General features: G+C 37.7%; 18 protein-coding genes and 1 rRNA gene. All 19 read right to left on the bottom strand.

The window, feature by feature from the left end; all coding sequences use genetic code 11:
* Window positions 1-105 precede the first annotated feature (105 nt).
* Window positions 106-1,653 (bottom strand): 16S ribosomal RNA (locus tag NSQ92_RS22855).
* Between the two features lie 452 nt (window positions 1,654-2,105).
* Window positions 2,106-3,596, bottom strand: a complete 1,491-nt coding sequence (lysS, locus tag NSQ92_RS22850; protein WP_047944408.1) for a lysine--tRNA ligase — start codon at window positions 3,594-3,596, stop codon at window positions 2,106-2,108.
* A gap of 192 nt (window positions 3,597-3,788) precedes the next feature.
* Window positions 3,789-4,790: a tRNA dihydrouridine synthase DusB gene (gene dusB, locus NSQ92_RS22845; RefSeq protein ID WP_047944407.1), complete on the bottom strand. Its 1,002-nt coding sequence runs from the start codon at window positions 4,788-4,790 to the stop codon at window positions 3,789-3,791.
* A gap of 26 nt (window positions 4,791-4,816) precedes the next feature.
* Complete coding sequence (locus NSQ92_RS22840) at window positions 4,817-5,032, bottom strand: helix-turn-helix domain-containing protein (RefSeq protein ID WP_047944406.1); 216 nt, start codon at window positions 5,030-5,032, stop codon at window positions 4,817-4,819.
* Window positions 4,981-5,508: a 2-amino-4-hydroxy-6-hydroxymethyldihydropteridine diphosphokinase gene (folK, locus tag NSQ92_RS22835; RefSeq protein WP_047944405.1), complete on the bottom strand. Its 528-nt coding sequence runs from the start codon at window positions 5,506-5,508 to the stop codon at window positions 4,981-4,983. Before folK ends, NSQ92_RS22840 begins: the two co-directional genes overlap by 52 nt.
* On the bottom strand, window positions 5,505-5,870 hold the full coding sequence (gene folB, locus NSQ92_RS22830; RefSeq protein WP_047944404.1) for a dihydroneopterin aldolase: 366 nt from the start codon (window positions 5,868-5,870) through the stop codon (window positions 5,505-5,507). Before folB ends, folK begins: the two co-directional genes overlap by 4 nt.
* Window positions 5,863-6,696 carry a dihydropteroate synthase gene (gene folP / locus NSQ92_RS22825; RefSeq protein WP_047944403.1) on the bottom strand — a complete coding sequence of 278 codons (834 nt, stop codon included), beginning with the start codon at window positions 6,694-6,696 and terminating at the stop codon, window positions 5,863-5,865. The genes folB and folP overlap by 8 nt, the downstream gene beginning before the upstream one ends.
* On the bottom strand, window positions 6,690-7,565 hold the full coding sequence (gene pabC, locus NSQ92_RS22820; RefSeq protein ID WP_047944402.1) for an aminodeoxychorismate lyase: 876 nt from the start codon (window positions 7,563-7,565) through the stop codon (window positions 6,690-6,692). The genes folP and pabC overlap by 7 nt, the downstream gene beginning before the upstream one ends.
* Window positions 7,566-7,568: 3 nt before the next feature.
* Window positions 7,569-8,150 carry an aminodeoxychorismate/anthranilate synthase component II gene (gene pabA / locus NSQ92_RS22815; RefSeq protein ID WP_047944401.1) on the bottom strand — a complete coding sequence of 194 codons (582 nt, stop codon included), beginning with the start codon at window positions 8,148-8,150 and terminating at the stop codon, window positions 7,569-7,571.
* Window positions 8,147-9,559: an anthranilate synthase component I family protein gene (locus NSQ92_RS22810; protein WP_047944400.1), complete on the bottom strand. Its 1,413-nt coding sequence runs from the start codon at window positions 9,557-9,559 to the stop codon at window positions 8,147-8,149. Before NSQ92_RS22810 ends, pabA begins: the two co-directional genes overlap by 4 nt.
* 170 nt (window positions 9,560-9,729) lie before the next feature.
* Window positions 9,730-10,662 carry a cysteine synthase A gene (cysK, locus tag NSQ92_RS22805; protein ID WP_047944399.1) on the bottom strand — a complete coding sequence of 311 codons (933 nt, stop codon included), beginning with the start codon at window positions 10,660-10,662 and terminating at the stop codon, window positions 9,730-9,732.
* A gap of 363 nt (window positions 10,663-11,025) precedes the next feature.
* Window positions 11,026-11,904: an Hsp33 family molecular chaperone HslO gene (hslO, locus tag NSQ92_RS22800; protein ID WP_095259495.1), complete on the bottom strand. Its 879-nt coding sequence runs from the start codon at window positions 11,902-11,904 to the stop codon at window positions 11,026-11,028.
* Between the two features lie 60 nt (window positions 11,905-11,964).
* Window positions 11,965-12,741, bottom strand: a complete 777-nt coding sequence (locus tag NSQ92_RS22795; protein WP_047944396.1) for a type III pantothenate kinase — start codon at window positions 12,739-12,741, stop codon at window positions 11,965-11,967.
* Window positions 12,742-12,960: 219 nt separating this feature from the next.
* Entirely contained in the window at window positions 12,961-14,868 is a 1,908-nt protein-coding gene (ftsH, locus tag NSQ92_RS22790; RefSeq protein WP_047944393.1) for an ATP-dependent zinc metalloprotease FtsH, read from the bottom strand.
* Window positions 14,869-14,975: 107 nt separating this feature from the next.
* A complete protein-coding gene (gene hpt / locus NSQ92_RS22785) occupies window positions 14,976-15,524 on the bottom strand; it encodes a hypoxanthine phosphoribosyltransferase (RefSeq protein WP_047944392.1) in 549 nt (182 codons plus the stop codon).
* A 22-nt stretch (window positions 15,525-15,546) separates the two neighbouring features.
* Window positions 15,547-16,932, bottom strand: a complete 1,386-nt coding sequence (gene tilS / locus NSQ92_RS22780) for a tRNA lysidine(34) synthetase TilS (protein ID WP_095320978.1) — start codon at window positions 16,930-16,932, stop codon at window positions 15,547-15,549.
* A gap of 150 nt (window positions 16,933-17,082) precedes the next feature.
* Window positions 17,083-18,090, bottom strand: coding sequence for a serine/threonine-protein kinase (locus NSQ92_RS22775; RefSeq protein ID WP_328283079.1), 1,008 nt, complete (start codon window positions 18,088-18,090; stop codon window positions 17,083-17,085).
* On the bottom strand, window positions 18,059-18,793 hold the full coding sequence (locus tag NSQ92_RS22770; RefSeq protein WP_047944388.1) for a vWA domain-containing protein: 735 nt from the start codon (window positions 18,791-18,793) through the stop codon (window positions 18,059-18,061). The genes NSQ92_RS22775 and NSQ92_RS22770 overlap by 32 nt, the downstream gene beginning before the upstream one ends.
* Window positions 18,794-18,977: 184 nt before the next feature.
* The gene (gene spoIIE, locus NSQ92_RS22765; protein ID WP_047944387.1) at window positions 18,978-21,455 is read right to left on the bottom strand and encodes a stage II sporulation protein E; all 2,478 of its coding nucleotides are present in this window, start codon (window positions 21,453-21,455) and stop codon (window positions 18,978-18,980) included.

Raw genomic sequence — 21,455 nt, 5'->3', positions numbered from 1 at the left:
ACAATCAGGCTTATTCAGCCTATCATTTTGAGGAATTGCTCCCTCAAAACTGAACAATCAAATCGTCAACAATCTTTGATGGAATGTAAATTCCATTTTCCTTAGAAAGGAGGTGATCCAGCCGCACCTTCCGATACGGCTACCTTGTTACGACTTCACCCCAATCATCTATCCCACCTTAGGCGGCTGGCTCCAAAAGGTTACCCCACCGACTTCGGGTGTTACAAACTCTCGTGGTGTGACGGGCGGTGTGTACAAGGCCCGGGAACGTATTCACCGCGGCATGCTGATCCGCGATTACTAGCGATTCCAGCTTCATGTAGGCGAGTTGCAGCCTACAATCCGAACTGAGAATGGTTTTATGGGATTTGCTCGACCTCGCGGTTTTGCTGCCCTTTGTACCATCCATTGTAGCACGTGTGTAGCCCAGGTCATAAGGGGCATGATGATTTGACGTCATCCCCACCTTCCTCCGGTTTGTCACCGGCAGTCACCTTAGAGTGCCCAACTGAATGCTGGCAACTAAGATCAAGGGTTGCGCTCGTTGCGGGACTTAACCCAACATCTCACGACACGAGCTGACGACAACCATGCACCACCTGTCACTCTGTCCCCCGAAGGGGAACGTCCTATCTCTAGGAGTGTCAGAGGATGTCAAGACCTGGTAAGGTTCTTCGCGTTGCTTCGAATTAAACCACATGCTCCACCGCTTGTGCGGGCCCCCGTCAATTCCTTTGAGTTTCAGCCTTGCGGCCGTACTCCCCAGGCGGAGTGCTTAATGCGTTTGCTGCAGCACTAAAGGGCGGAAACCCTCTAACACTTAGCACTCATCGTTTACGGCGTGGACTACCAGGGTATCTAATCCTGTTTGCTCCCCACGCTTTCGCGCCTCAGCGTCAGTTACAGACCAAAGAGTCGCCTTCGCCACTGGTGTTCCTCCACATCTCTACGCATTTCACCGCTACACGTGGAATTCCACTCTTCTCTTCTGCACTCAAGTCCCCCAGTTTCCAATGACCCTCCACGGTTGAGCCGTGGGCTTTCACATCAGACTTAAAGGACCGCCTGCGCGCGCTTTACGCCCAATAATTCCGGACAACGCTTGCCACCTACGTATTACCGCGGCTGCTGGCACGTAGTTAGCCGTGGCTTTCTGGTTAGGTACCGTCAAGGTACAAGCAGTTACTCTTGTACTTGTTCTTCCCTAACAACAGAGTTTTACGATCCGAAAACCTTCATCACTCACGCGGCGTTGCTCCGTCAGACTTTCGTCCATTGCGGAAGATTCCCTACTGCTGCCTCCCGTAGGAGTCTGGGCCGTGTCTCAGTCCCAGTGTGGCCGATCACCCTCTCAGGTCGGCTACGCATCGTCGCCTTGGTGAGCCGTTACCTCACCAACTAGCTAATGCGCCGCGGGCCCATCTGTAAGTGACAGCGTAAACCGTCTTTCAGCTTTTCCTCATGAGAGGAAAAGGATTATCCGGTATTAGCTCCGGTTTCCCGAAGTTATCCCAGTCTTACAGGCAGGTTGCCCACGTGTTACTCACCCGTCCGCCGCTAACTTTAAAAGCAAGCTTTTAAAGTCCGCTCGACTTGCATGTATTAGGCACGCCGCCAGCGTTCGTCCTGAGCCAGGATCAAACTCTCCAATAAAGAGTTGATTAGCTCATTGCTAAACTCTAGCTTTTTATTACTTGTTATCATTCTATAACGTTAGTTATAAAACGATTTATTGTTGACGTTTGTTTGTTCAGTTTTCAAAGAGCAATTTCATCGTCGTCATCGGCGACTTTTTAATATTACCAGAAGCCATTTTCGATGTCAACACTTTTTTCATTTTCTTTTTTGTTTCATCGTCGCTTATTTCAGCAACGAATATTAATATACCACCGTTTAACTCTCTATGCAACTACTTTTTAAAAGAAAAAATATTCTTATTATTCTTCTGCGTATTCTCTCTTTATTCAGATAATATAATAAGGGATAAATAAGTTCTCCTGCTAACCTTATACTATTTTTCTTATCCCTTTCCCCCTCTCTTCTATATAGTTCAACATCATTACTAATATAAAAATACGGCACCTTTTAAGGGTGCCATATCCTATTTAGCGATGTCTCATTAACGGGAATAATAGTACATCTCTAATAGAAGGAGAATTTGTTAACAGCATTACTAGGCGGTCAATACCAATACCTAATCCACCTGTTGGAGGCATCCCATATTCTAATGCCTCTACAAAATCCTCATCCATTAAGTGTGCTTCATCATTTCCTTGCTCACGTTCTTTTAATTGTGCTTCAAATCTTTCACGTTGATCAATAGGATCATTTAATTCAGTGAAGGCATTTGCATGCTCTCTTCCTACTATGAACAGTTCAAAACGATCTGTAAAACGAGGATCTTTTTCATTTTTCTTCGCTAATGGCGAAATCTCTAAAGGATGACCATAAATGAAAGTAGGCTGAATTAATTTTTCTTCTACTCTTTGCTCAAAAAACTCATTAACAATATGGCCATACGTCATATTTTCATTAATTTCAATATCATTTTCTTTCGCTAATCTCCTAGCCTCTTCCACACTCATCTCTGGCCAGAAGTCTACACCTGTGTATTCCTTAATCGCATCTACCATATGAAGTCTTGTCCATTCTGGTTTTAAATCAACTTGGTAGTCTCCGTATGTTACAGTTGTAGAGCCATGGATTTCTTGTGCAATATGAGCAACTAAGTTTTCTGTAAGACTCATAATATCACGATAATCAGCATAAGCTTCGTAAAGCTCAATCATCGTAAATTCTGGATTATGTCTTGTTGATACTCCTTCATTACGGAATACGCGGCCAATTTCGTATACTTTTTCTAATCCGCCAACTATCAATCTTTTTAAATGAAGCTCAATAGCGATACGCATATATAAAGGCATATCTAACGCGTTATGATGTGTAATAAACGGACGTGCAGAAGCTCCACCTGCAATAGAATGCATCATTGGCGTTTCTACTTCTAGATAGCCATGGCTATCTAAATAACGGCGCATGGATTGAATGATCTTGCTGCGCAGAATAAATGTATTCTTACTTTCTTCACTTGAAATTAAGTCTAAGTATCGTTGGCGATAACGTTGCTCAATATCTTTCAAACCATGGAATTTATCAGGTAAAGGACGAAGAGCCTTTGTAAGTAAAGTAAAATCTTGAACCTTAACAGAAAGTTCCCCTACGTTCGTTTTAAATAAAACACCTTCTACACCAACAATATCTCCTAAATCCACAGAGTTAAAAATAGCGTATTGCTCTTCGCCTACATTGTCTTTACGAACATACAGTTGAATTTGTCCTTCAAGATCTTGAATATGAGCAAATCCAGCTTTCCCTTTTCCTCTTTTTGTCATTACTCTTCCCGCAATAGAAACAGAGATATTCTTTTCCTCTAGTTCTTCTTTATCTAGAGATTCATATTGTTTTTTTAAAGCTTCAGATAAATGAGTTCTATCAAAACGTTTACCAAACGGATCTATTCCTTGTTCACGCAACTCATTCATTTTGTTACGTCTAACTAGTAATTGGTCATTTAAGTTTAATTCTTCATGACTCATGCTTAATCATCTCCAACATCTTTTTTATGTATGATCACCTAAAAAAGGAATCGTTCAATTTATACATACTTTATTATTCTACACAATGTCACGAATACAGACACTAAAAAAGAAAAAAAACTGTTAGATTTTTTTGTCTAACAGCTTTATTTTTACACATATTACAGGAAATTTAAACAGTTACGTTCAAAATTAACCTACTTCGATTTCAGAATGTCCTCTTGCTTCTACTTCCAAGACTAATGCATTCAAGATCGTTACTAATTGTTCCCTAGTCTCACATTCATTAATAGCACTTCTTGTTTTCGCATTTCCTTTAATGCCCTTCAAATACCAAGCAGCATGTTTTCGCATTTCTCGAACGGCTACATACTCCCCTTTTAAATGGATTAACCGATCCAAGTGCAAGATGCATACATCCATCTTCTCTCGAACGGATGGATCACTAACTAACGCACCCGTTTCTAAATACTTAACCGTACTATAAATCATCCATGGATTTCCAAGCGCAGCTCTTCCAATCATAACACCATCACAGCCAGTTTCATCTAACATTCTTTTCGCATCTTGGGGTGTATTTACATCTCCATTCCCCATTAAAGGAATATTGATTGATTGTTTTACTTCACGAATAATATCCCAGTTTGCAGTCCCTTCATAAAGCTGGACACGAGTTCTGCCATGCAGGGCAACCGCCGCTCCACCTGCGCGTTCAACCGCTTGAGCATTTCTTACTGCATATATATGGTCTTCATCCCAGCCCATACGCATTTTAACCGTTACTGGTTTACGAACATTTTCTACAACAGCAGAAACCATATCATAAATTTTATCCGGATCTAACAGCCATTTAGCCCCTGCATCACATTTTGTAATCTTTGGAACCGGACATCCCATGTTAATATCGATAATATCTGCATTGGTATTCTGATCAACAAATTGCGCCGCTTCTACTAATGTTTCCTTTTCTCCGCCGAAAATCTGTAAACTCATTGGATTTTCACGCTCATCAATATAGAGCATGTTCATTGTTTTTTTGTTTTTTAAAACAATCCCTTTATCACTAATCATTTCCGCACAAACAAGACCCGCTCCAAATTCCTTCACTGTTAGACGAAAAGCAGAATTTGAAATACCAGCCATTGGCGCAAGAACAACACGGTTACTAATTTCAACATTTCCTATTTTAAACAATCTTTTACCTCCCTGATGAACCGTGCTTATTTATTTTGAAGTGGATCTAACTCTTCTCTCGTTATCTTTAGCACATCTACAATAGAATCAATCATTTCTTCTGAAGGCATCCGATTACCTCGCTCAATCTCTCCTAAAATAGAAACAGAAACGAGTAACTCTTTTGCTAAACCTTCCTGTGTATATCCTTTTAGCTTCCGAAAAGCCCGAATACGTCTTCCCCATTTTTCCGTTGTTTCCATACCCTTACTCCTTCTCTATCTCGCAAAAGCTGCAAACTTTCTTTTAAAAGTATTGGTTTATTTGGTAACTTTATGTCTGGAGCAATTTCTATTAATGGCACTAAAACAAATGCTCTCTCTTCTATTCTTGGATGTGGAATAATCAGCTTCTCTGATACTATATTTTCTTGATTATACAATAAAATGTCAAGGTCTATTGTTCTTGGCCCCCATCTAATTATCCTTTTTCTTCCAAGTTCACTTTCGATATTTTGACATTGTTCTAATAAGGAACATGGATTTAAGGAAGTTTCAACCTGTATGACAATATTCAAAAATAGTGCTTGTTCCTCATATCCAACTGGATCCGTCTCATAAACAGATGAAATATTTACCACCTTTATCTCTTCCTGATTATGTAGCATTTGTACAGCTTCATGTATATATTCCAACCGATTTCCTATATTCGACCCTAAAGATAAATAAACTTTATTCATTCTTTTCTTTTCCTTGTGATTTCTACCGCAACTGATTTATAGTGTCCTGGAATCGGTGGATCTGGCTTAATGATCCGAACTGTTAAACCTTCAATAAGAGAGTAGGATTCTAATAATTTTTTTGCAATATTCTCCGCTACCGCTTCAATCAATTTATATGGCTCCCCTTCCACAATCTCCTTTACATCGAAGAATAGCTGGCCATAATTAACCGAATACTGTAAGTCATCTGTTGCTCCCGCTTTTGCTAAATCTACATCTGCTTGTAAATCCACTATAAAACGCTGGCCTAACTTAGTCTCTTCTTTAAACACACCATGGTAACCATAGAACTCCATTTGGTTTAATATTATTTTATCCACTGTACTCACCCTTTTCCATCAAAGCATCCATCATCCGCGCCATTCTTGTCATTTCTTTCACATCATGAACGCGAATTAACTGACATCCTTTTTGAATGCCATAGCATATAGTTGCACCTGTTCCTTCTAATCGTTCGCTAACAGGTAAATTTAATACATGGCCAATCAATGATTTCCTCGAGGTTCCCAACAAGACAGGATAGCCCATTTCAACAAGCTTATCTAAGCCGCGCATCATGTCCAAATTCCCCTTTAAATCTTTCGCAAATCCAATACCTGGATCAAGAATGATTTTCTCCGCAGAAACTCCAGCTCCCTTTACCATATCAATACTTTCCTGCAAATCAGACACTACATCTTCCAAAAAAGAAGTATAGCTAAGATTATCTCTATTATGCATTAAGATAATAGGAGCTTGATATTCAGCTGCAACCTCAGCCATACTAGGGTCTCTTTTTGCTCCCCATATATCATTGATAATATGAGCACCCGCCTGTAAAGATTGTCTCGCCACTTCTCCTTTATATGTATCAATCGATAGAGGAACATTCACTTCGTTAGCTAATCGTTCAATAATCGGAATTACCCGTTCTAATTCTTCTTCAATCGATATTTCTGTATAACCTGGTCTGGTGGATTCCCCTCCTATATCAATAATATCTGCTCCATCCTCCACCATCTGGACGGCATGTTTAACAGCTCTATCCATTTCGTTATATTTTCCTCCATCAGAAAAAGAATCAGGATTTACATTTAAAATTCCCATGATGATTGTTTTTTGATCATAGTTTAACGTATATGGACCACAATCAATTTTATTTACCATTCCCTTATTCCCTCCAACTCTTTTACAGACCATAATTGATTCGTATGTTTTCTATATTCATTATATAGCATTGTAACAACAGGACCCTCTTTTCCCTTATATTCATACTTATCGATTCTTTTAATCGGAATAATTTCCTGAATGGAATTTGTTGCAAATATCTCTTTGGCACTTGCAAGAATATCTCGTGAAAAAATGCCTTCTTTCACAGCAACCCCATAAACCTGTGCAAGTTTTACAATAAACTGCCTTGTGATGCCATTTAATATTCCTGTCTGCAAGCTAGGAGTATAAAGCTCTCCATCTACAACCCAGAAAATATTAGAGGTAATACCTTCTGCTAAATATCCTTCCTTCGTCAAAAAAATTCCTTCCCTCGTCGGCTCTGGCCCAATCTCTCTCTTGGCAAGAATATTATTTAAATAATGATGTGATTTTAAGCGAAAGAATCCCTCTGGTGTATTCCTTGGAACTGTGACTATTTGCCCTGTTTTTTCAACCATACCAGCTGCCTTTGGAAGATGTTTTATATACACAATCGTATTTGGTTGTGTATACGGCTCTGTTTGCAGTCCAATCATGCCATTTCCTGCTGAAACATTCCAGCGGATATAGGCATTTTCTATGTTATTTATACTGAGCAGTGCTTTTATAATAGATACTGCTTCTTCTCGCTCATAAAATTTTTCTATATTCAGCTCCGATAACCCATCATTTAATCGTTTAAGATGATCATCTAATAAGAAAGGATGTCCATCATATACACGCAATGTTTCAAATAAGCCTAAGCCATACATAAATCCATGGTCAAAAACAGAGATAACCGCTTCTTCCTGACGAATTATTTGTCCATTTAAATATATATACATCTTCTACTTAGTTCCTTTTTGATAAAATTGGATAAAATTATGTAAGATTTCCATCCCAGCCTTAGTCATGATAGATTCTGGATGAAACTGAACTCCTTCGATAGGAAGTTCTTTATGTCTAAGCCCCATAATCTCTCCTTCTTCCGTCCAAGCAGAGATCTCTAAACACTTTGGCAATGATTCCTTTTTTACAATCAGCGAATGATAGCGCGTAGCTGGGAAGGGATTAGGTAAACCATGAAAAATTGTTTGATTATCATGATAAATAAGGGATGTCTTTCCGTGCATTAAATTGGTCGCTTTCACAACCTCTCCTCCAAAAACCTGTCCAATTGCTTGATGACCAAGGCACACACCAAAAATCGGTATTTCACCAGCAAAAGTACGAATCGCTTCCAAACTAATACCTGCATCATTGGGCGTACATGGTCCAGGAGAAACCATTAAGTACATTGGCTTTTCCCCTTTAATCTCCTCGATAGAAGTCTCATCATTTCTTTTCACTTGCAGTTCCTGCCCTAATGAACCTAAGTATTGGACTAGATTATAGGTGAAGGAATCATAATTATCAATCATATAAATCAATTGCCATCACCTAATTTCTCTTCTGCTAATTCTTTTGCATTCCATAACGCTCTGGCCTTTTTCATCGATTCTTTATATTCATTTGCAGGAATAGAATCAATTACAATCCCCGCACCTGCTTGTACATATGCTTGGTTTTCCTTCACCAACATAGTTCTGATCATAATATTCAATTCTATATCATGGTTAAAACCAATCCATCCTAATGAACCGGTATATGGGCCTCGTCGCACCGGTTCTAGTTCCTCAATAATTTCCATTGTTCTTATCTTTGGCGCACCCGTAATGGTTCCACCAGGAAACATACTATCAATAAGATCATACTCATCTTTATTGTCCGCAAGCTGCCCTTTTACATTAGACACAATATGCATAACATGAGAATACTTTTCTATTACCATAAATTCGTCTACTCGAACACTTCCGTACGCACATACTCTCCCTAAATCATTTCTTTCAAGGTCTACTAACATTACATGCTCTGCTCTTTCCTTTTCACTCTCGATTAATTCACGAGCAAGCTCTGAATCCTCTGCTTCATCTCTCCCACGGGACCTTGTTCCTGCTATAGGTCTTGTACTTACGTCCTTTCCCTTCTTTTTAACTAGTAATTCTGGTGATCCACTAACTAGCTGAAATTCAGGTGTATGAAAATACCCCATATAGGGAGAAGGATTTAAAACTCTTAGCTGCTGGTAGACATCAAGCGCAGATACATGCAGTGGTTTAGCCTGCCGAACTGACAAGTTAACCTGAAACACATCTCCTTCAGAAATATAGTTCTGAATTCTGCGGACAGATTGTTGAAATTCATTGTCTTCCATCGATACTTTTAATTCTGACGATTTCTCTGCATGTCCTTGAACTATCTCTTCCTTCTCTTCATCTATCCAGCCTAGCATATAGGATTCTACTTTATCTTGAATCATCGCTAACTGATTTTCTTCATATAAGGCTGAAATCCATAATTTATTTTCTTTATGATCATAAGTAAACCATTCTTCGAATAACAAAAAGAAAACATCTGGTATTTCCATATCATCTGTCGTCAGGTTGGGGATTTTTTCAATATAACGGATATAATCATAACTAATGAATCCTATCGCTCCACCTTGGAAATCTGGCAGCTCTGGATTAGTCTCTACAACATACTTATTCATCACTTCTTTTATAGAATGAAGGGGATTTCCTTCGATTCGTACAGTTCCTTTTCCGTCTATCACTTCTAAACCATTATTTCTGCCTATCATTTTCACTATAGGTGAAATTCCGCCAATACTATACCTGCCACCACGTCCACTTTCTAATAGAACATAATGGGACTTATCTTCAGCAAGGGTTAAAAAGCGCCTAAAAAACTGGTCATATGATAGAGGAATAGTCTTACTATATACTTTGTAATTTTTCAAACAGACTTCGCTCCTTATCTTTTATCTGTTCTCATCATACAAGATGTACCGAGAGAAATACAAAAAAATCACCTATTTGTCAGATAGCTGCATAACAGGAGTTTTTTAATCAAAAAAAACAAAAAGCCCCCTTTTCAAAGGAGGCCTATTTCCAAGGCTGATTTTTATCCTTATTCTTCATCAAATTGATAAAGAGGTGTGCTTAGGTAACGTTCTCCATTACTTGGGATAATTGCAAGTACTTTTTTACCTTTTCCTAGCTCTTTTGCAACTTGTAATGCTGCATAAATAGCCGCACCAGAAGAAATTCCACCTAATACGCCTTCTTCTTTCCCTGCACGACGAGCATATTCAAAAGCGTCTTCATTTGTAACCTTAATAATACCGTCATAAACTTCACTATTTAAAATTTCCGGAACAAATCCAGCACCGATACCTTGGATTTTATGCGGTCCTGGTTTTCCACCTGAAAGTACAGGAGAATCAGCAGGTTCTACTGCATATATTTTAATATCGCTATATTTTTCTTTTAGTACTTCCCCAGCACCAGTAATGGTTCCACCTGTACCGATACCAGCAATAAACGCATCTAAGCCTTCCTCACCAAAGGCCTCCACAATTTCAGGTCCAGTTGTTAATCTATGTACTTCAGGATTAGAGATATTTTTAAACTGCTGCGGAATAAAGTAACCATTTTCTTTTGCTAATTCTTCCGCTTTACGAATAGCTCCACCCATGCCCTCTGGTCCAGGAGTTAATACTAATTCAGCACCGTAAGCTTTCAATAGTCGTCGACGTTCCACACTCATCGTTTCAGGCATAACTAAAATCGCACGGTAACCTTTTGCCGCAGCAACCATCGCAAGGCCAATACCAGTATTTCCACTTGTTGGTTCAATAATCGTACTGCCTGGTTTTAAATCCCCGCTTTTTTCCGCAGCTTCAATCATCGCAAGCGCAATTCGGTCTTTTACACTGCTTCCTGGATTCATATATTCTAACTTCAAATAAACATCTGCACTTGAATCGTCCACTAAACGATTTAATTTAACAATGGGTGTGCCACCGATAAGATCTACTACAGAATTTGCGATTCTTGACATTTTCTATCTCCCCTTATCTTTATTCCGAGTATTTTAATTGGTTTTATAATATTAATTTACCAAATACCTCCTTTGTTTGTCAATCGATATGTTTGTATTTTCGGAAAAATTAATCATTAGTTCTTTTCTGTCGAAGTTTTTACTTAAATCAGGGACAAAGTGGTTAAACACATGGAAGTATGAGCCAAATCGTTGAGTATATAAACCAAATTTGTTTTTCAACCAAGCTATTGGACTTCCAGACAAAAATTTCCTTTTTTTAACCGACCACATCATCTCCACCCCATTACAAAAACGGAAAACATTCTTCATAAAAAACACCTGCAAGGGATAATGAATCCCAATTCTGCAGGTGTCTAATAACTATTTTGCTTCTTCTAATAATGTTTCTAGCTCATCCTTTGTAAACAGATATTTCTCATTACAAAAATGGCATTCTGCTTCGGCTTGTCCGTCTGTGTTGATAATATCTTCGATTTCTGCTTGACCTAAACTAATAATTGCACTTGAAAATCTTTCTTTCGAACATGTGCATGTAAAGGAAATTGGCATATTTTCAATTATTTTCACATTATCTTTTCCGCAAATTTCTTCTAAAAGCTCTTCTGGCGTTAAGCCTTTTTCAATTAATTTCGAAATGGGCGGAATTTCACTTAATCTTTGTTCAATCTTTGTAATCGTTTCATCTTTCGCTCCAGGCATTAATTGAATAATGAAACCGCCAGCAGCTAAAATGCTGTTATCTGGGTTTACTAAAACTCCTACTCCAACAGAGGAAGGCACCTGTTCTGAATTAAACAAGTAATAAGTAAAATCTTCTCCAAGCTCTCCAGAAACAATCGGCACCTGTCCAGTGAAGTAATCACGCATTCCAATATCCTTTACAACAGATAGTGTGCCCTCTGTTCCTACAGCTCGTTTAACATCTAATTTTCCATGTTCATTTAAATCGAAATGAACTTGCGGGTTAGTAACGTAGCCGCGTACTTCCCCTTTAGCATTTCCGTCTACTAGGATAAGACCAATCGGACCACCGCCATCGATTTTCACTGTTAGTTTTTGATCTCCCTTTAGCATAGCTCCTAGCATTGCTGTAGCTGTTAATGATCTTCCTAGAGCAGCTGATGCTGTTGGCCAAGTATGATGTCTTCTTTGTCCTTCTCCTACTGTTTCTGTACTTCTGACTGCATACGCACGAACTTCACCATCAAACGCTAACGCTTTTACTAAATAATCGCTCATTGTTTACTCCTTATCTTTAATCAGTTAATGAACGGAATGAAAGTTCCGTTTAAACATATTTTATTTTAGTGTATCCTTATTCTTCTTATAAATAAGCTGTAACCCTTTTAAAGTAAGAAATGGGTCTACTTCATCAATAATATTTGACTCTTTTGCAATAAGGTTCGCTAATCCACCTGTAGCAATAACCTTTGGTTGTAAATTGCTTTCTGCCTTCATCCTTTTCACAATGCCTTCCACCTGGCCTACATACCCAAAAAGAATTCCTGACTGCATAGCTGAAACGGTATTTTTACCAATTACTCCTTCTGGTCTTGCAATTTCAATACGCGGTAATTTGGCCGCTTTTGAATACAATGCCTCTGTCGCAATATTAATACCTGGCGCTATCGCTCCACCCATGTATTGCTTTTGCTCATTTATATAACAAAATGTTGTAGCAGTCCCGAAATCAACAATAATCAACGGGCTCCCATATTCATGAATAGCCGCAACTGCATTAACAATTCGATCAGCTCCGACTTCCTTAGGATTATCATATTTTATGTTTAGTCCCGTTTTTGTTCCTGGACCCACAACTAACGGTTTTAAGTGAAAATACTTTTGACACATTCTTTCTAAAGAAAACATAATTGGAGGAACAACGGAAGAAATAATTATTCCATCAATATCTGAAAACGTTAAACCGACATGATCAAATAGGGATTTAATGATCATACCATATTCATCTTCCGTTTTATAACGATTTGTTTCAATTCTCCAATGATGCTTTAATTCTTCTTTATCATAAACACCTAATACTATATTTGTATTTCCAATATCAAAGACAAAAATCATTATAGTCACCACTTTTTATTAATTTCATTTTCCCGTCATTATCTCGTATCACTTTATTTACTTAGGAAAGCTATACCTAGAGTCTATCCAATACTGGAAATATCATAACATACAACCAGAAAGAGACAAAGCCTAAAGCAATGACTGCTTCGAAAAGATACGGTTGTAAAGGTTTTGACAAAAAAAAGACACGCTCGAAAGCGCATCTTTTTCCAACGATTACTCGTTATCATCTTTTTTGTTAATATTTACTTTTAGATCTTCCGTGCCTAAGGTAGTATCGGCCTTTTTCGTACGGTCAGGCAAGACACCATCTTTGTATAAGCTATTGATTTGTTCTGCATCCAACGTTTCAATTTCAAGAAGTGTTTCAGCGATTAAGTTCAACTTCTCACGGTTTTCTGTAAGAATTTGTTTTGCTCTTTCGTAACATTCTTTTATAATTCGTTGAATCTCTAAATCAATGTCATATGCAATTGCATCTGAATAATTTTGTTCATTATTTAAGTCACGACCTAGGAATACTTGACTTTGCGCTTGACCAAATTGTAATGGTCCAAGTTTATCACTCATTCCATATTCTGTTACCATTTTACGGGCAATACCTGTAGCTCGTTGGAAATCATTATGAGCTCCAGTACTTACTTCCCCAAATACGATATCCTCAGCAACACGACCGCCAAGTAATCCAGTAATCTTATCAAGAAGCTCTTGTTTCGTCATTAAGAAACGATCTTCCTTAGGAAGCATAACTGCATATCCACCAGCTTGGCCTCTAGGTACGATTGTTACTTTATGAACCATATCCGCCTCATCTAATACAACACCAATAATCGTATGTCCAGCTTCATGGTAAGAAACAATGTTTCTTTCTTTTTTGGAAATAACACGACTTTTCTTGGAAGGTCCAGCAATAACACGATCTGTCGCTTCATCCATGTCTTCCATGTCGATTTTCTTTTTATCCGCTCTCGCTGCAACAAGTGCAGCTTCATTTAGAAGGTTTTCTAAATCCGCACCAGAGAATCCTGGAGTACGTTGAGCGATGCTTTTTAAATTAACAGACTCATCTAACGGCTTATTACGAGCATGTACACGTAATACCGCCTCACGACCATTAACATCTGGTCTATCTACCGTAATTTGTCGGTCAAAACGACCTGGACGTAACAATGCAGGGTCAAGAATATCAGGACGGTTTGTAGCAGCAATGATAATAATCCCTTCATTTGCACCGAATCCATCCATTTCAACTAATAGTTGGTTTAACGTTTGTTCACGTTCATCGTGTCCTCCGCCTAAACCAGCGCCACGCTGACGACCTACAGCATCGATTTCATCAATAAAGATAATACAAGGAGCATTTTTCTTCGCATTTTCAAATAAATCACGAACTCGAGAAGCCCCTACCCCAACAAACATTTCCACGAAGTCAGAACCACTGATAGAGAAGAAAGGTACACCAGCTTCTCCCGCTACAGCTCTAGCAAGTAATGTTTTACCTGTTCCTGGAGGTCCATTAAGCAGGACACCTTTTGGTATTCTAGCACCTAGCTCAGCAAATTTCCGTGGATCTTTTAAGAATTCCACCACTTCTACCAGCTCTTGCTTTTCTTCATCTGCGCCCGCTACATCATTAAAGCGAACCTTTTTCTTTTCTTCATTGTACAGTTTTGCTTTACTCTTACCAAAGTTCATTACACGGCCGCCGCCGCCACCTTGGGCTTGATTTAACAAGAAGAAAAATAAGATAAAAATAATCACAAACGGAATAATTGAAGTAAAGAATGTGATCCATCCACTTGTTTCTTGTGCAGGCTTGACATCGATTTTGGAACCTTCTGTAGCAGCCTTTAAGATCACTTGAGCATTTGTTTCATTATTAGTTACATAGGAAACAAACGTTTCATTTTCTTTATAGCCTTTTAATTTCCCGCGTATTTCAAGGACACCTCTTTCAGGCTGCTGCGTTATTTCGGCAACATCACCAGCATCAAGGTGATTTATTAATTCAGTATATGTTAATTGCTTGGTAGGCTGATTATTTCCATTGAAAAAACTAACCACACCGATAATTACTAAAAATATTAATAAATAAAAAATGGTATTACGAAAAATACGGTTCATCCCTTACCTCCTCCCACGGTAAACAAACTATAGAGTATAGTAACATAGAAAATTAAGTAAATTCAAGGAATTACCCTCTCCGGGCTAGAATTCCTCTTTTCATGTACTTATTCACTGTCACTCGTATAAACTTCCGGTTTTAAAACACCAATATATGGTAGATTTCGATACCTTTCCGCGTAGTCTAATCCATAGCCAACAACAAAAGCGTCTGGTACGATAAATCCTACATAATCAGCTTTAAGATCTGTCTTTCTACCAGTTGGTTTATCAAGAAGTGTCACAATTTTGATTGATTTTGCTTTACGATAACGGAACAACTCTACAAGATAGCTTAAAGTTAAACCACTATCAATAATGTCCTCGATAATTAGTATGTCTCTTCCTTCCACAGAAGTATCCAAATCTTTTAAGATTTTTACTTCTCCAGAAGATACAGTAGAATTACCGTAGCTTGACACATCCATAAAATCCATTTCAAGGTATGTATCCACGCGCTTTAAAAGATCTGCCATAAAGGGCATAGCACCTTTTAATACTCCAATTGCCAAAGGAAATTTATCTTGATATTCCTCTGTAAGCTGAAATGCCAAATCTTTGATTTTACCTTGTATTTCCTCTTCAGATATCAATATTTTTTCAATATCGTGTTTCATTTCTTGTGTGCCCCCTAGAAGATCATTGCTTTTTATATGTTATTAATAGATTACTACCACTATTCGTATTACTATGAGAATATATCGATTTTTTTAGTCCTGGAATCCAAAGAATTTCACCTTTGCTATCCGTAACGATCGGCCAATTCTCCCTCTTATGGATTGGAATCTTTTCATCGATAAAAATACGGTTCACTTTTTTCCTTCCATTCATCCCTTTCAAATGAATTCTATCGCCATCTCTTCTAGTACGGATAATAAGAGGAAAGGAAATAGAAGATGCATCCAAAAGAATACAATGGTCATCAATAATCGTTTCACCGTCTATATATTCTACCTTAATATTGTACCCATTTGGTAATAATAACTCTCCCATTTTTGATAATTCATAATAAAAGGATTGTGCTGGAGAAAAATTAAGTTGAAAATGAAGAAAATGATACGACTTTTTCACTTTCAAACCATTCGGGAGATCAATATTTCCAGAAGAATGAGGACTCTTAAGTAATATCATCATTTGCTCAGTATGTAATGCGGATAATGAAATAGGTATCTCGTCATAGAGATAATTTAATATTAGTTGAATACATCTTCTTTGTAAAGGAATAGCTATTAAAAGAAAACGATTAATATCAACTACTACTTCCGCAGCCTTTTTTTCAACCATTACATCAGAAAGCTTTTCTTCAGCCTGCTTCATTAAATAGGTTTCATCGTCTGTTAATTCTTCACTAAACCGTTGAAAATGCTTCGCCGCATGAATATTTTCTTTTTTTAAAAAGGGCACAACGTGTTTTCTGTATCTATTGCGGCTATAGGTATCTTTTTCATTGCTTGGATCTCTTCTTGGATTAAGATTATGTACTTTACAATATTCCTCAATGTCTTCCCTTTCTAAACATAAAAAGGGACGAATAATTTTCCCTGTACCAAAAGGACGCATAAAAGGAATTCCAGCCCTTGCTTTCCCTAAACTTCCTCTCGTTAATCGCATTAAGATAGTTTCTATTTGGTCATCTCCATGATGACCTAACGCTAAGTAATCTAAGTTATGCCTTTTCATTACTTTTTCATAGAAGGAATACCTGCATTCTCTTGCTGCTTTTTGTGAATTCATTCCTGTTTTTTGGATAAATGCTGGTAAATCTATTCGCTCCCAAGAAAAAGGAATGTTTCTTTCTTCACAGAACGATTTTACAAACTCAGCTTCATCGAGCGACTCCTCCCCTCTAAACATATGATCCACATGTCCAGCAAAAACCTTGATTTTCCATTCTTCTTGTTTTGTCCATAAAAAATGAAGAAGCGCTAAAGAATCTGGTCCTCCAGAAACTCCAACCAAGATTTTCTTACCTTCTAGGTTCATATTTTTTCCTTGCAGGTAATTTAAAATTTGATCCTCAAACATTTTTCATTACTTCCTTATCACTATCACTATTCTACCGGCCTTGATGTTATTACTTTTTCATCAGAGGTTGTAGTTACTATAGTCAAGGATATCACTTTTTTAAAAGTGATACCAAAGACTATTCTCTAAAAATTGCTGAAAATCCTCTTTTCAAGTTAATTGACCATATATATACAAAATATAACAAATAGAGATAAGGATAATGATGAGTATAGATTCAGCCCATCCTGCCTTTTTCTTCTTTTTAACCAATTTACTTCTTGTTTGAGCAGATGGAGCAGGTTGAATGTTCGCTTGGCGAGCTTTACTTCTATTCGTTCCAGCTGTTATCGTGCTTCTACTTGTTTTTTTTGATTCTCCACTTGTTAATTTTAAATAATCTAATCGCATTTCTTTTGCAGATAGATATTTTCCTGTTAACGCATTTAGTAGAATCCCCTCGAAACGCATTAATTCCTGCTTTTGTCGAATCATCATATGCAGCTGTTTGATCCCGCCCTCTTTTTTATTAAAGCGCTTTGGATAATAAAGATTCAGTATAATCATCGCAACAGCAAACAAATCATAGCTTGGCTCTGCCTTTCTTGTGCCTGCCCCCCAGTATCCTCTATCAAAGAACTCGGTAAATTCTTTAATCGCTCTCCCTTTTATGGTTGTCCCCCCTACATCAATACATCTAATTCTCGTTGGAGGTCCTGTAATAATCAGGTTTTCTGGTTTTAAATCTCCAAACACCCAATTATTTTCATGAAGATTTTGTAAGTCCTTTAATAATTGGATCATTAGCACATCGATCCATAAGTCTTCCTTATTATGGATAAAGGTTAGTAAATCAGGTCCATTAATATACTCCATTACATAAAAAGAAATAGTTCCTCTATTTGTTACCCAATCATCTACATCTATTAAAGAAGGTCCAAGGCTATAACCTTGGACCTTTGCGAAGGATTTCAAAACATTTACTTCAGAAGTTATAGATACACTGTTGTTGCTTAATTTCAAAGCAACTCTTCCTATTTTGGAATCTGCTAAAAAAACTGTCCCATTCGCTCCATAGCCAAGTTCCTTTAAGATTGTATATTGCTTGTTATGCCACTTTCCTTTTATTACTGTTCCACTATTTATTTTAAATTGACTCTTCGATGTATTCATCATCACTTGAAATCAAGCTCCTTAATGAGCGCTTATGCTTAAAGTAACGAATGGCTTCCTTTAAAGCTGGACCTGTTGGTGTAATGCCTCCTGTCGATAACTTTGGAAAGATACTTGTTAAAGATTCAAGACGAGGTGTCCAATCCATTAATTTTTCGACATCTTTCTTTTTCCCGGGAAATACAAACACAGAGTAGCGATTCTCGCCAGATCGAGCATTCAAGCTTAAAGATAGATCAAGCAAAGCTTCTTTTACAGTTGGTAGTTTATGTTTCATACTAGCGCTTGTATCTAGTAATACTAGCACTTCCAGCTCAACAGTTTCCCCCAGTTCGTCCACAACCTCCATTACCTCTCCTCTTTTTTCGGGAGGAAGATCCTCCATCGTCTTAGAGGAACCTAATATTTGCTGAAGCTCTTTATTTACTACCCCTTGGAGTGTTTGGGTCATCGCCTTTTTTGTTACCATTTGGACAGTCTGACTTAACTGCTGTGCATAAACCACTTGACTAACACCGCCTCCAGAGAGTGCAATGCCTTCAATTTCTTTCATCCCCTGCTCATCAATTGTATCTTGTTCCATTACCCCAATAACATTTACTGTAATTCCTTGTTCATTTGCTAATGCTGCCATTGCGACAGGATCTTCTCCTTTATTAGAACATCCATCTGTGATAAGCAAAATCTGCTTTAACGTACCTGTTTTCATAAATATCTCCCCTCCATCTTTATGAGTTAGTCCCATTCTCGACGAAAAGAGAAGTATTTATACCTGTTCTGAAGGATAAACAGATTAGTATAATAAAAAACTAACAAACAGTATTTTTCTCCTACTGAATGTTAGTCCATTTAAATTTTTATAGAACTAGAAGGACCATTTTAAACTGACAAATTTAGTTTGCAATTTGCTTAAAGCCTTTTACTGGAATGGACGCCCACTTTGGAATATTATGGTCGATTTTCGCAACTAATACGGTCATGTCGTCTTCAATTAACCCTAAGCGGGAGCGGATAACCTCCTCCATAATTAAATCTGCTACCTCTTGAGGGTTCTCTGTTTTTAATTCCTTAATTTTTCTCTTCATCCAAATCTCAAAGTTTTCAACATGTTTTGGTCCTTCAAACACACCATCACTCATCATAATGAGAAGATCTCCAGCCTTTAATTGTTCACTCACAACATCCACATCAAATTCTTGCAGGATTCCCATTGGCAAATTACTTGCCTGTATTTTCATAACCTTTGACCCTCTTTTGATGAAACTAGGTGTAGAGCCAATTTTCAGAAATTTGACTGCTGCGTTTTGGAGATCAATCATTGCTAAATCCAGTGTGGAAAAAATTTCATCCGTTGTTCGCAAAGAAAGAATAGAATTAATTGATTTTATCGCTACTTGTTCTTCAATCCCTGATTGCAGAATTTTTTGCAATAATTGAAGGGTCTCTTCACTTTCTACATGTGCCCGCTTCCCATTCCCCATTCCATCACTAATTGCCATAGCGTATTTACCTAAACCTAGTTCAATAGTAGAGTAGCTATCTCCTGAAATAAACCCGCCATCCTTTGCTGCATGCGCAACACCAGTCTCTATTGTATAAGCTTTTGCTGACCGGAATGTTGCATGACTATAGTCTTTGGAATACTCAGAAACCTCCTCTTTATTTACAATAATGGTCTCGCCAAGAATATCGGATAGCATTGGTGCAATTAGTTTTTCACATTCTCCGTAGCCTGTATTGTATGGAATAGTGATATCGATATCTACATTTCCTTGTTCCAAGCTGTATATTTCAACATTTTCAATATGAATGCCAAACTCTTGAATAGCTTCTAGGATTAATTCCTCCTGCTTGTAGTGATTTTCTCTTTCTCTTTGAATTTCTTTCGCAAAATCACCCATTACCTCAGAAACACCGAGCAATTGATCTGCAACTAATTTTCTGCTTTCCTGTACTTGTTTTTTTAATTTTTGATTTGCCTGATACAATGTCAATTCTTGATGGATTGCATCTGTCACCTTCTTCGACCTTGTACAATGCTTATCCCACTCCCTTTGAAGGCTAGAGGAAATATTCCCACCAGTATCAGCCATTTCAGTCATAATATCTTTCATATAGTCATAGGTTGTATTAAAGTTACGTGCCCAGCAATGTTCTTTACGAAAACATGTCTGACACGTCTTTTCTGTCACATTGCTTAAAAAGTAGTCTAGCTCCTTGTCTTCTTCCTCTATCATTTCACTTATATTTGTGGGAGAAAAACTTTTAGAGAGTGCTTGAAATACATTGGAAAACTGAGATACTCTTTGAGCTGTTACATCTCTCATTTTTCTCATATATTGCTGTTGTTCTTGGGAATATTCTGCTGTTCCTGGTATATGCTTTGCTATGCGTGAGGTTAAACTTCTCGGTGTCATAAGAAATAGGAAAACAGCTATAGTTGTTTCCATCAATGAAACAGATAGGACGCCCCCACCTTCTCCATACATGCCAATAAGGAGAGTAGCAATAAATAAACCAAGTGCTACACCGATTTTCTTTCCTTCTTTCAGCAATCCACCTAGAAGACCAGAAAAAGCCAATAAGCTCATATGATAGAAGCTAGAGATGCTTGCAAGACTAAAAATTAATCCGGTAACAACGCCAACAGTCGAGCCAATAGTGGCCCCTGCAATAAAGGAAAAGAGGAGAACTAAATAACGAGACATAATATGTTCAATCGATAAGCCATAAACAGCCCAGCCAATTGTTCCAGTCATAATAGAAGCTAGCATAATGATAAGACAGACAATTTCTTCTGTTTTAAGGGCTTGTCTTCTTTTATTGACCGTGAGTAACGGCAGACTTTGTAAAAAAATTAATGTAAGTATATAGCCAAGACTTCCTTCTACAAACGCTAACATTCCACCATACAGTGTAAAACCATTTGTTAAAAGATAGGCTTTCACTAAGCTGCCTAAAAAGACTAGTCCAAACACAAATAATGGTACAAGTTGCTGCTCTTTATTTTTCCAATTTAAAATGATTTTATAGCTAATCAAAAAGAAGAAAGACAAGACAAAATTAGAAGCTGCCTCTGTTACCCCTAAAGTAGCAGCACCGGCTATTAATCCAATAAGCGCGAGTGGTGCTTTATCTTTCCTTGATAGATATACTGCTGCAAAAAATGGAAGAGCAAAAGGAGTAAGTTGTCCTAATATTAAGGCTCGTCCAAGTAAAAAACCGAGAATTAATAGTAAAAAGCCCTTTACTAAAAAGAAGTTTTCTACTTTTGTATAAAATTTATGAACTAATGAACTGAAGCTATCCCGTGACTTCCCAAAATCAACTTCACCAATCGGATCGATTATATCCCTTTCCACTTTCTCCAT

This window comes from Niallia sp. FSL M8-0099, assembly GCF_038006945.1.
GTDB lineage: Bacteria > Bacillota > Bacilli > Bacillales > Cytobacillaceae > Niallia > Niallia circulans.
This window is presented reverse-complemented; position numbering and strand designations above follow the sequence as displayed.

Coding starts and splice junctions, on each gene's coding strand:
- lysS (WP_047944408.1), bottom strand. CDS start 3,596: ATGAGTCATGAAGAATTAAACTTAAATGACCAATTACTAGTTAGACGT.
- NSQ92_RS22840 (WP_047944406.1), bottom strand. CDS start 5,032: ATGGAAACAACGGAAAAATGGGGAAGACGTATTCGGGCTTTTCGGAAG.
- folK (WP_047944405.1), bottom strand. CDS start 5,508: ATGAATAAAGTTTATTTATCTTTAGGGTCGAATATAGGAAATCGGTTG.
- folP (WP_047944403.1), bottom strand. CDS start 6,696: ATGGTAAATAAAATTGATTGTGGTCCATATACGTTAAACTATGATCAA.
- pabC (WP_047944402.1), bottom strand. CDS start 7,565: ATGTATATATATTTAAATGGACAAATAATTCGTCAGGAAGAAGCGGTT.
- cysK (WP_047944399.1), bottom strand. CDS start 10,662: ATGTCAAGAATCGCAAATTCTGTAGTAGATCTTATCGGTGGCACACCC.
- hslO (WP_095259495.1), bottom strand. CDS start 11,904: ATGAGCGATTATTTAGTAAAAGCGTTAGCGTTTGATGGTGAAGTTCGT.
- NSQ92_RS22795 (WP_047944396.1), bottom strand. CDS start 12,741: ATGATTTTTGTCTTTGATATTGGAAATACAAATATAGTATTAGGTGTT.
- ftsH (WP_047944393.1), bottom strand. CDS start 14,868: ATGAACCGTATTTTTCGTAATACCATTTTTTATTTATTAATATTTTTA.
- hpt (WP_047944392.1), bottom strand. CDS start 15,524: ATGAAACACGATATTGAAAAAATATTGATATCTGAAGAGGAAATACAA.
- tilS (WP_095320978.1), bottom strand. CDS start 16,932: ATGTTTGAGGATCAAATTTTAAATTACCTGCAAGGAAAAAATATGAAC.
- NSQ92_RS22770 (WP_047944388.1), bottom strand. CDS start 18,793: ATGAAAACAGGTACGTTAAAGCAGATTTTGCTTATCACAGATGGATGT.
- spoIIE (WP_047944387.1), bottom strand. CDS start 21,455: ATGGAGAAAGTGGAAAGGGATATAATCGATCCGATTGGTGAAGTTGAT.